Annotated in this window: 1 protein-coding gene; it reads right to left on the minus strand. The window is 45.4% G+C overall.

What is annotated here, in order from left to right; genetic code table 11:
- Nucleotides 1–278, minus strand: a 278-nt coding sequence (locus HMPREF3020_RS06565) for a GTP-binding protein (RefSeq protein ID WP_005665528.1), incomplete at its 3' end; no start/stop codon positions are given.
- Nucleotides 279–280 lie beyond the last annotated feature (2 nt).

Below are 280 nucleotides of genomic sequence, written 5' to 3' on the forward strand. Positions count from 1 at the left end.
ATCATGTTTTTAACATAGTCCGCGTGTCCTGGGCAGTCAACGTGTGCATAGTGACGAGTTGGAGTATCGTATTCAACGTGTGAGGTGTTGATGGTGATACCACGCGCTTTTTCTTCTGGCGCGTTATCGATTTGGTCGAATGCACGAGCTGCACCACCGTAGTGTTTTGCTAATACGGTTGTGATTGCTGCTGTTAAAGTTGTTTTACCGTGGTCAACGTGGCCGATTGTACCCACGTTTACGTGCGGTTTTGTACGTTCAAATTTTTCTTTAGACATTT

It is taken from the genome of Haemophilus sp. HMSC068C11 (assembly GCF_001815355.1).
GTDB lineage: Bacteria > Pseudomonadota > Gammaproteobacteria > Enterobacterales > Pasteurellaceae > Haemophilus_D.